The 9,645-nt window shown below is 45.7% G+C and carries 13 protein-coding genes; 3 read left to right on the top strand and 10 right to left on the bottom strand.

Annotated features, from left to right (window positions below; genetic code table 11):
• Positions 1–634: His/Gly/Thr/Pro-type tRNA ligase C-terminal domain-containing protein (locus tag LC574_RS12015; RefSeq protein WP_267871500.1), on the top strand; the 634-nt coding region annotated here is incomplete at its 5' end.
• Between the two features lie 274 nt (positions 635–908).
• Entirely contained in the window at positions 909–1,520 is a 612-nt protein-coding gene (locus LC574_RS12010) for a GerMN domain-containing protein (RefSeq protein WP_229453729.1), read from the top strand.
• A gap of 78 nt (positions 1,521–1,598) precedes the next feature.
• On the opposite strand, the gene LC574_RS12005 is transcribed toward LC574_RS12010, so the two are convergent.
• The 4 genes from LC574_RS12005 to LC574_RS11990 form a co-directional block, all read right to left on the bottom strand.
• On the bottom strand, positions 1,599–1,946 hold the full coding sequence (locus LC574_RS12005; protein WP_190893788.1) for a metalloregulator ArsR/SmtB family transcription factor: 348 nt from the start codon (positions 1,944–1,946) through the stop codon (positions 1,599–1,601).
• A 75-nt stretch (positions 1,947–2,021) separates the two neighbouring features.
• A complete protein-coding gene (gene accB / locus LC574_RS12000) occupies positions 2,022–2,579 on the bottom strand; it encodes an acetyl-CoA carboxylase biotin carboxyl carrier protein (protein ID WP_229453728.1) in 558 nt (185 codons plus the stop codon).
• A gap of 109 nt (positions 2,580–2,688) precedes the next feature.
• The gene (gene efp / locus LC574_RS11995; protein WP_229453727.1) at positions 2,689–3,246 is read right to left on the bottom strand and encodes an elongation factor P; all 558 of its coding nucleotides are present in this window, start codon (positions 3,244–3,246) and stop codon (positions 2,689–2,691) included.
• 61 nt (positions 3,247–3,307) lie between these two features.
• Positions 3,308–3,463 carry a histidine kinase gene (locus LC574_RS11990; RefSeq protein ID WP_229453726.1) on the bottom strand — a complete coding sequence of 52 codons (156 nt, stop codon included), beginning with the start codon at positions 3,461–3,463 and terminating at the stop codon, positions 3,308–3,310.
• 93 nt (positions 3,464–3,556) lie between these two features.
• Between LC574_RS11990 and LC574_RS11985 the strand changes: the two genes are divergently transcribed.
• Entirely contained in the window at positions 3,557–4,663 is a 1,107-nt protein-coding gene (locus LC574_RS11985) for a peptidylprolyl isomerase (RefSeq protein ID WP_229453725.1), read from the top strand.
• Positions 4,664–4,752: 89 nt separating this feature from the next.
• Here the strand turns inward: LC574_RS11985 and LC574_RS11980 are convergent, their stop codons facing one another.
• From LC574_RS11980 to LC574_RS11955, 6 genes are all read right to left on the bottom strand, one after another.
• Entirely contained in the window at positions 4,753–5,340 is a 588-nt protein-coding gene (locus LC574_RS11980; RefSeq protein ID WP_229453724.1) for a Uma2 family endonuclease, read from the bottom strand.
• Between the two features lie 151 nt (positions 5,341–5,491).
• Positions 5,492–6,349, bottom strand: coding sequence for an SDR family NAD(P)-dependent oxidoreductase (locus tag LC574_RS11975; protein WP_229453723.1), 858 nt, complete (start codon positions 6,347–6,349; stop codon positions 5,492–5,494).
• A 241-nt stretch (positions 6,350–6,590) separates the two neighbouring features.
• Positions 6,591–7,112, bottom strand: a complete 522-nt coding sequence (locus tag LC574_RS11970; protein ID WP_229453722.1) for a MarR family winged helix-turn-helix transcriptional regulator — start codon at positions 7,110–7,112, stop codon at positions 6,591–6,593.
• A gap of 10 nt (positions 7,113–7,122) precedes the next feature.
• Positions 7,123–7,536, bottom strand: a complete 414-nt coding sequence (locus LC574_RS11965; RefSeq protein WP_229453721.1) for a DUF4440 domain-containing protein — start codon at positions 7,534–7,536, stop codon at positions 7,123–7,125.
• A 285-nt stretch (positions 7,537–7,821) separates the two neighbouring features.
• Positions 7,822–9,246, bottom strand: coding sequence for an MATE family efflux transporter (locus tag LC574_RS11960; protein ID WP_229453720.1), 1,425 nt, complete (start codon positions 9,244–9,246; stop codon positions 7,822–7,824).
• A gap of 269 nt (positions 9,247–9,515) precedes the next feature.
• A partial coding sequence (locus LC574_RS11955; protein ID WP_229453730.1) for an AraC family transcriptional regulator occupies positions 9,516–9,645 on the bottom strand: 130 nt, incomplete at its 5' end.

The following is a 9,645-nucleotide window of genomic DNA, read 5'->3' as shown; positions in this document are numbered from 1 at the left end:
TCACGTAGTTGGTGCTAATTGGGGTGAGCAATTTAAGTTACCAAACGCTGTAGTAGATATACGAAAGGCAAGACCAGGCGATCGCGCCATTCATAACCCAGAACAAACTCTCTTCAGCGCCCGTGGAATTGAAGCAGGTCACATCTTCCAATTAGGCACTAAATATTCCCAAGCGATGGGAGCAACTTATACCAATGAACAGGGTGAAGAAAAGCCGCTATTTATGGGTTGTTTTGGCGTAGGTGTATCACGATTAGCGCAAGCTGCCGTAGAGCAATCTTACGATAAAGATGGGATTATTTGGCCAGTTGCGATCGCACCCTACCACGCGATCGTCACAATTCCTAACATTAATGATGCTCAACAAATCGAAATCGCCGAAAAACTTTACACAGAACTCAATTCCAGGGGAATCGAAACCCTACTCGATGACCGCGATGAACGTGCAGGAGTGAAATTTAAAGATGCTGACTTGATAGGCATACCTTATAGAATTGTAACCGGACGAGCGATCGCTAATGGCAAAGTAGAAGTTGTAGAAAGAGCAACCCGCAACTCTCAAGAAATAGTCATTGAGGAAGTTACAACTACACTTCATAAGTGGATTACCGCCGCCATTCAGGTAAAAAATTAAACACCAAATTTACGCAGAGGAATCAATACTTTACTTTGCGTTCCTCTGCGTTGTAAATTTAATCCTCAATCATCTCCAAAAAGAATGAGATTTACATAATTTGACAGGTGACGGATTAGAAATAGAAATTCTAAAATTGAATTAGGAACTTGCAGAATTAAAAATAATCGCCTCCTCCAGGTAGCGGGAAACTCTTCAGTTATAAGTATCGTCCTTAAGCAGGCTGCTCCTCACATAACTACCAAATCAGCCCTCAGTCAGGAAGGTTTTGAACATGAAAGACCAACAAGAATCTAATCGTATTTCTTCAGGCGTAATTGCAGCCGTCTCAGCAGTGGTTGTAGCGGTGGGTGGCGGCGTAGCTTGGTTTACTTTACAATCCAACAATACTCCCACACCATCAAACCCTTCTGGGCGCATCGAACAACCAGCACAGCCATCAACTAGGCAGCCAGCTAATGAGCAAAGCCCTAACGTTTACTGGCTAAAACCAACGGACAAAAATGTTGCTTTAGTCCCCCAGCCTGTTAGAGTAGCTTCTATACGCCCCAACCAGCCATTAGAAGCAGCTTTCCAAAGTTTGTTAGCAGGCCCAACAGAAGGGACAAATTCTACTACTATTCCTAAAGGAACCAAACTTTTGGGGCTGAAAACGGAAAATGACGAAGTTCACGTTAATTTATCTGAAGATTTTACCAGTGGTGGTGGAAGCACCTCAATGATGGGTCGCGTGGGACAAGTTGTTTACACTGCGACAACTTTAAATCCCAAAGCCAAGGTGTACATTGACGTGAACGGCAAACCGTTGGATGTTTTAGGCGGTGAGGGTGTAGAGTTACAACAACCGCTAACTCGTGAAAGCTTTCAGAAAAATTATCCCCTTTAGTCATTAGTCATTAGTCATTAGTCATTAGTCATTAGTTTTTTACAAAGGACAAAGGACAAAGGACAAATGACAAAAGACCTAACGTTTGCTATTTAACACACGAAAATTACGGGCTTGCTCCTCTAACCTTGTGGCAAGGCGATCGCAAACCCGATTACACAAATCAAAAATCATTTGATCTTCCACCCGGTAATAGGCGCAAGTTCCTTCACTGCGGCGGCTAAGGATACCTGCTTGCCACATTACCTTCAGGTGTTTTGATACATTTGCCTGAGAAGTCTGTGTTGCCTCTACCAACTCTTGCACGCATTTTTCTTCATCCCGTAATAAGTGGAGCAGCCGCAGGCGCATCGGCTCACTTAACAGACTGAAGTATTCAGCTACTTGTTGCACCACTTCTGGCGGTAAAGGCAACGTTTGTTTCATCAGGATTAACCCGCAAGGACTGAAGTTTTAACGATGACTCATTTGGGATGACTCATTTCATATATAGATTAATACTTAATCGGGGTTAATTCGCATCAAAGGTTGACCATATTCTACAGCGTCGCCATTTTGGAGAAGAATTTCCATCACCTGTCCAGAGACTTCGGCTTCGATTTCATTCATCAGCTTCATAGCTTCAATGATACAGACAGTTTGACCCTTGCGGATGCGATCGCCTACTTCCACAAATGCCGCTTCCCCAGGTGCAGGAGCGCGATAAAACGTTCCCACCATTGGGGAAGGCACTTCTACTAATCTCTGGTCACGAGTTGAGGGGGGATTTACTGACAACTGCAATTGTGTGCTAGTACCAGTATTCTCAAACACACGAGATGTGGACACCTCCGTTAACTGACTCGCGTTCACCTGGTTTCCCACAGATGAACCCGATGTCGAGCCAGAACCCACCACACCGCCGAAGGTCGTTTGACCTACCGACAACATCTGATTGCTGACGCTCACAGCCTTACGGACTGTTAGTTCAAAATCATCGCTTTTGAGCGTCACTTCTGCAATATCTGTTTGGGCGATAGTTGCCAGTAGTTGGCGGATTTCATTAAAGTCCAATGGCACAGTTTTTATTACCTCGACCTATCCGTAAATGAGCATCTTAAGTGTGGCAGGGATTAAATCCCTATGTAGGGATTTCCATCGGGAACAAGCATCTCCGTAGAGATGAAAGTTATTCCCTGCTGATATACTTATCTTCCTGAGTATCAACTTTGATGCGTTCTCCTTGAGAGATAAACAAAGGAACCATCACAACTGCACCAGTTTCTAGAGTTGCTGGTTTTGAGCCACCGGTAGCAGTGTCACCTTTTAAACCTGGATCTGTTTGTACAATTTCCAGAACCACAGACTTAGGCAATTCTACTCCCAGCACCTGGTCGCCCCACTTAATAACTTCAGCTTCCATACCTTCCTTGAGGTATTTGACGCGATCGCCAATTTGTGCGCGGCTCAATCTGCCTTCTTCGTAGGTTTCCATATCCATAAAGACGTACTCATCGCCCTCTTTATAGGTATGCTGCATCGTGCTTTTTTCTAGAGTGGCTTGCGGAACTGTTTCCCCGGCTCGAAACGTTTTTTCCATCACGCTGCCACTCTGGACATTTTTTAACTTAGTTCGGACAAAAGCGGAACCTTTGCCTGGCTTGACGTGCAGGAATTCTAGCACTCGCCATACAGACCCATCTAATACAATTGAAACACCGGGGCGAAAGTCGTTACTGGAGATCATGAAACTTTCAAATTTTGGAAGACAATCGGCATTTATTGTACCCTTCTAGCGGAGTAATTAGCTATTTAGTCACGGGGCATTGGGCATTGGGCATTGGGCATTGGGCATTGGGCATTGGGCATTGGGCATTGGGTTCTCCCTCATCTCCCTCATCTCCCTCATCTCCCTCATCTCCCTCATCTCCCTCATCTCCCTCATCTCCCCCATCCACTTGCATTTATTTTCACTCAACACTCAGCACTCATGCTATGGGAAGATTATTGATGGGTTACGTCCAGTCAACAATTTAATGCTGCATTTGAGTTATCCCATGCTTAACTTATTAAAATCCTGGCTGAACAACAGCCTAATGGCAATACTGCTGGTAACAATATTTTTAGGCATAACTACAGCTGGGTGGACTCCCTCCAGTAGCGCCGCACTGCCCGCAGGCAATGCAATTACCGACGGTAAGGCTTTGTTGCGGTATGCACTCCCGATAGATAACAAACCTGTACGGCAACTACAAGCCAGTTTCGAGGACATCTCTGCCCAACTGCGGGCGAATCGGCGGTGGGGTGCTATTTCCAAGGACATCAGCAAAGCATCCCGGATTCTCGATAAACCCTCCCAAATCTTAACAAGCGTTCCCGAAGAACGCCAACCCCAAGCCGAAGCTTGGATTACCGAGTTGAAATCTGGGGTGGGTAAATTGGAAGAATTGGCAAAGAGTAAAGATAAAGAACAAATTCTCCAAGAGAGAGGCAAACTTCTGAATCTCGTTACTCAGTTAGAAGAGTCAATGGTGAAAGAATTCCCCTTTGAAGTGCCTGCCCAATACAGTAACCTGCCACAACTTAAAGGTCGTGCTACTGTAGAAATTAAAACCAACAAAGGCGATTTGACCCTTGTAGTAGATGGTTATAGCGCCCCTGTCACTGCTGGTAATTTTGTAGATTTGGTGCAGAGGGGTTTTTATAATGGCTTAGAATTTACCCGTTCTGAAGAATCTTACTTTCTGCAAACTGGAGATCCTGTTGGCAAAGACGTAGGTTTTATTGACCCAAACACGGGCAAATATCGTGCTATTCCCTTAGAAGTATTAGTTGAAGGTGATAAAGCACCTACTTATGGCATTACTCTAGAAGAAGCTGGTCGTTACATCGATATGCCAGTTTTACCTTTCTCTGCCTTTGGGGCAGTGGTGATGGCTCGTCCCGAAAGTGAAGTCAATGGAGGTTCATCACAATTTTTCTTCTTTCTCTTTGAACCAGAACTCACCCCCGCCGGACGCAACCTATTAGATGGACGTTATGCCGTGTTTGGCTATCTTACCGAAGGCAAAGAAGTTTTGGATAAACTAAAGGCAGGTGACAAAATTGAATCGGCAACTGTGATTCAAGGAATAGAAAATCTGGTTGAGCCGCAAGCAGCATAAGAAGAGAGTAGGGGGAGTAGGGGGAGCAGGGGGAGATGAGGGAGATGAGGGAGAATAATTGCTAACTCTTAACTCCCGTACAGACGCGATTAATCGCGTCTCCCCTGACTCAGATTCCCGGCGGTGAACACTTGATCAACTGCGATCGCTAATTCTGGAAAAGTCCGTGATCCAATTTGCTGGTTGGCAGTAAAAACTGTTTCTTCGTAAAATCCATCTTCCAGTAATAACACCGAAATTTTTGCTTTCAGTGGGTCTACAATCCAATATTCAGGAACTTCTAAGGCCGCATATTCAGATCGCTTATGGCGATAGTCCCGTTTTACCGACTCTGGACTAACTACCTCGACAATTAGTAACGGCGGTGACTCAAATACTGCTGAGGCATTTAATAATTCTCTGGCTTGTTCCACTGTTACTACACACAAATCAGTCAACCTAGATTTATTTCTACCCGTTCTCACCCCACTTTCCCGAAAACTCAGCCAAGGAGAACTACAACGCTTGATTTCTCCATCTAGCAGTTGCTCAAGAAATTTGGTAATCAGGAAATGTTCAATAGTTGGTGGATTGATTAACTCTAGCTTGCCATCCACCAATTCATAATGGAAACCCTTACCATCATCATAGGTTAAGTACTCCTCAAATGTGATGCTGGTTACTGGTGTTGTTACCATCCCAACTGACTCCTAGACGATACCCTTATCTTAAACAGTAAAGCAAATCATCAGTTTTCTTAGTAATTTTGCAACACCTCCTTTCAACTGCTCTCCCACCAAAAACCTCGATTATTTCCTTACAGCTCATCTCGAAGTACAAGCCCAGTCCTTAAAACGCAATATCCGAAGCAATTTGCTTCCAGCGAGTAGCCAAATCCTCCGCAGTAGAAATCTCAACAGCGGCGAGGTTTAATGGATAATCTACGTTGTTTCGCTCGACCCAGCGCAGGGCTGTGAATTGCCCGTTGCTTGCCCTTAATATAAATCCAGACTCTCGGCATTCTGGAGAAGCGAGATATAACACTCCAGGGGCTACTTGATCGGGTCGCAAATCCTCTGGCTCATCTTGTACGTTCCACATCCGCGTTTTGGCTACTGGCGAAATCGCATTAACGAGAATTCCATGCTCTTTGCCTTCAACCGCGAGCACATTCATCAAACCGATCTGTGCCATTTTTCCCATAGCATAAGAGGCGAGACCACTGAGTGCATATTGCTGATAAATAGCTCTATCCGAAGTCGTAAGCACAATCCGTCCGTAGTTTTGCTGTTTCATAATCGGAAAGGCGGCTTGAGCCAGCCATGTTGGTGTCTCTAAATTAATGCTGATGGCGCGCTCTAGAAAATCAGGCGTTAGTTCTTGCACTGACTGATAGGCAACCCATCCCGCATTGTGGATCAAGATGTCGAGGCGACCAAACTTCAAGAGCGTAGTTTCCACTAAACTTTGGCAGTTATCTCTACTATCAAGGATTACGTTGCTCGGAAACGCAACTCCACCTGCTTCTCGAATCCTGCTTGCAGCATCAGCCGCCACGTTCGGATCGAATCCGGTTCCATCTTTGTTAACGCCTGCGTCATGCACAACGACACGCGCTCCTCTTTCCGCCAGCAGACGGGCATAGGCTGCTCCCAAACCTCGCCCGCTTCCAGTAATAATCGCTACATGATCATCGAGTCTAATCACTTAACTTTCTCCTGACTTAAATTCTGCTTCTTAGTGGGTGTATGCAGCGTCTAATGACTAACTTGGAGCTTAGCTACCCAACGTTCCCATTCACCCCCCGCAGATAACTTCTCAGACTTAACCGATTACCTAAACGGTCGGGTGCAAGTGGGTTGTTGTGCGGCTGGCAACGATGACACGCCAGAATTAGGAATCAGCGCACTCTATAATGTATGGTTGAACCATAACTATGAGTGCTATGTTATTTTTTTACCATCCGACAGTATTGCTGATCAACTGGGCAGCACTCGCTGGGGCACACTTCCTCTTCGCACAAACGACAAATTGCAAACGCCTGTAACTCATTAGTTGTCATTGCAGTAAGCATCTTCTCCAAAAGCTGAGTTAATTGCTCGTATTCATCGGGTGTCAGAGAAGTTACTGCAAACTGTAACTGCTGTCGCCGCTCAGTTAGAATTGTCTGTCGTCGTTCGTGACCTGCATCAGTGAGAAACAATGCCAGCGTTCTCCCATCTGAACCCGATCTGCGCTCAACCAATCCTTGTGTCTCTAAACGGTCGATCAGACGAACTGTTCCAGGGTGAGAGAGATTCAAAACTTGGCGTAGTGTATTGATGGAAAGTCCGGGTTCTGCGCCCAGCGTGACAAGCGCCGCGGGAGTCTCACCGCCATGTCCAACACTCGCTTCGACAGCAGCATTTAACCCATCAACCACACTTAAAGCCAGCGCACCCAAAAGATTCAGAGTTCGTTCTTCAGTCATAGCAATATAATCACTCAACTCTGCTTGGATTAATTACCGTTGACGGATGCTCGTGAACAATGAGCCACTGATTGTTCCGCTTTTCCCAAACATCTGTATGTCTGGCACTCACCTCAAATTCATTGCCATCCTCAAAAGTGTACGCCATCCGAGATGTAAAGGCAGTGACAGCAACCCGACCTTCCGCCAGCAACTTGACCTGTAAGTCCTGATTTGGAGACACGCTCAGCTGCGATAGTCCTGGGTAAATGGATCGCATTTCTGCAAACCCGGCAAACCCCTCAAGCGGGGGCAGAGAATCGTAGATGACAACATCTGAATCCATTGCGTAGAACGTTGCAAGACGCTCGAAGTTGGGATGACCGCTATCAGTCGTCCACGCCTCGCAATACTCCTGAATGCGGTTTTGCCATTCGGTGTTCATGTGTCCTCCTAAAAAATTGTTGAATGTTAACTCAGCAATAAACCTATGTATGCATTATGCATATTTTTTGGACAAATGTAAAGAGGCTGGTAAGCTCTCGGACAGCACCTCAAGCGTAGTCTTGTGTTTAGCAGAAAACTAGGACTACGTTCTTACCGCTAGAACGAAGCAGCACAACGGTCCCGCTCACCGGACGCAGACAACCTTTGCAACTGGGCCGACCATATTGGCACGTTCCGGTGCAGCGCGGTTGTTAGGCTGCGTCGCTTTGCGTGAAACTGTGTTTTATAGTCGTTTTTGCCAAGCACCCGATCGCCAGCGTTGCCACAGAATGATTCCTAAAATCATCATATGAGCCGCATAAGCAACCCATCCACCAAAAACACCAAATCCTAAATGAGGTAGAAAATCCACAAAGCCTTGCCCTGTTCTAAACGAAAGAACATGAGCGAGGGGAACAAACCCTAACAGAGTCACCGTAACAGCAACAATCGCCGGAAATTTAATATCGCCCGCTCCTTGTAGGCAGAAAGTTACCGAAATAATCAGTGCATTAAATAGCTGATAGCTTGCTGCGATCCACAGCAGTTTTGGAGCAATGCTCATGACTTCTGCTGCATGAATGTCTGTTGGAGTGATGAATCGAGAGACAACAAATGTCCCTGCAATGGCTAATCCAACTCCAACGATGACCATATATAGAACCGCCAACCGGATGACAGCATTTCCAAGTCGCTTTGCCCAGTGTTGATCGCCCGCGCCGGTCGACTGCCCTACCAGAATAATTCCCGCTTCACCAAAGCCAACCGCAGGCTGATATGCCAATGCTAGTAGCGTGATGACAATTTGGGTTGCGGCTCCCGGAGCAACACCGAGTGCAACTTGCATCATTTGAAAAAGTGCTAGCCCGACTAAATCAGAAGTCATGAATAAGCCAGTGAATAGCCCCACGCTAAGCAAGTTCAGAATTTCTCGAAGATTGGGCTGCCAAACTTGATGAACCTTATAAGTCTGACGGATAGCAGGCTGAAAAAATAGCCAAAATTGAATTGTCAAACCAATCATCAGAGCGATTGTAGTTGCCCAAGCTGCGCCTGCCATTCCCCATCCAAATTGAAATATGAATAGTTCATTGAGCATTGGTTTGAGGATACAAACAATTCCTGTCACCGTGAAGGTTAAATGAGTGCGGTTGGTGGCGTTAAAAAAGCCTCTAAACGTCCAATCTGCGACTACGAGTGACCCCCCTAACATTCTGGGCAACCAGTAGGCTAAAGCAAGTTGTTCAATTTGAGGCTCTAATCGAAACGGGGATAGAATGCTCTGTCCATGAGTTGCTAGCAAAACATACACTGGAATCGTCAATACGGCTATCCAAATGCCCATCCAGGCGGTTTTTGCAGCTCTGGTAAGCTCACCACTGCCAAACGCTTGAGCAACCAGTGTTTGCACCGCAACACCAACGCTTGCCACTAGCATGATACTAACAAACATCAGCCAATTAATTGCACCTAAAGCAGCCGTTGCGTCAGTGGATAACCGTCCCAAAAACCAAGTATCCATCAGACTATTAATGATGTAAGTCAGGCTATCGAGAAACAATGGAATGGAAAGTTTAGCGATCGCACGGTAATTCACATGGCGTTTGCCTTGCCCATCTACTAGCTGTGCAGGAAGCAGGGGGAAGTCAGCATAGTGAGATATTGCCATCACAATTCCTCCTTTTGACTCGGCTCTAGGAGGAACAGGACACAGCCCGTTGTAAAAAAGACAGAAGCTAGAAGATGCTCAAATGAATGGATTGACAGTTTTTCTATAACTTCGCTGATTGCATCAAAGCTAAAAATAATTGATCCTGCCAAGAACAGCCAGTTGCCGATTGAATAGGGAGCCATAAACCGCTTTAGAATTGCTTTATCCTTATTCAATCGGCTAAACTTCAAGCCGTCTTGCAGGTTCTTCCAATTTTTAGCCTGTTCTTACTGCTGGTTCAGAAATTGTTTGGGTGTGATCCCAACTAAACGCTTAAAATGCCGGGTAAAGTGGCTTTGGTGAGCAAAACCGACCTGATAAGCTACATCTGCAATAGTGAAGTTATAGAAAAACTGT

It is taken from the genome of Nostoc sp. CHAB 5715 (assembly GCF_020829685.1).
Taxonomy (GTDB): Bacteria; Cyanobacteriota; Cyanobacteriia; order Cyanobacteriales; family Nostocaceae; genus Nostoc.
Note: the sequence above shows the minus strand (reverse complement) of the source record. Positions and strands in the feature narration are given on the sequence as shown.

What these genes read in the sequence shown, in the direction of transcription:
- LC574_RS12010 (WP_229453729.1), top strand. Translation starts at nt 909, where the DNA reads ATGAAAGACCAACAAGAATCTAATCGTATTTCTTCAGGCGTAATTGCA.
- LC574_RS12005 (WP_190893788.1), bottom strand. Translation starts at nt 1,946, where the DNA reads ATGAAACAAACGTTGCCTTTACCGCCAGAAGTGGTGCAACAAGTAGCT.
- efp (WP_229453727.1), bottom strand. Translation starts at nt 3,246, where the DNA reads ATGATCTCCAGTAACGACTTTCGCCCCGGTGTTTCAATTGTATTAGAT.
- LC574_RS11990 (WP_229453726.1), bottom strand. Translation starts at nt 3,463, where the DNA reads ATGCAAGTGGATGGGGGAGATGAGGGAGATGAGGGAGATGAGGGAGAT.
- LC574_RS11985 (WP_229453725.1), top strand. Translation starts at nt 3,557, where the DNA reads ATGCTTAACTTATTAAAATCCTGGCTGAACAACAGCCTAATGGCAATA.
- LC574_RS11980 (WP_229453724.1), bottom strand. Translation starts at nt 5,340, where the DNA reads ATGGTAACAACACCAGTAACCAGCATCACATTTGAGGAGTACTTAACC.
- LC574_RS11970 (WP_229453722.1), bottom strand. Translation starts at nt 7,112, where the DNA reads ATGACTGAAGAACGAACTCTGAATCTTTTGGGTGCGCTGGCTTTAAGT.
- LC574_RS11965 (WP_229453721.1), bottom strand. Translation starts at nt 7,536, where the DNA reads ATGAACACCGAATGGCAAAACCGCATTCAGGAGTATTGCGAGGCGTGG.
- LC574_RS11960 (WP_229453720.1), bottom strand. Translation starts at nt 9,246, where the DNA reads ATGGCAATATCTCACTATGCTGACTTCCCCCTGCTTCCTGCACAGCTA.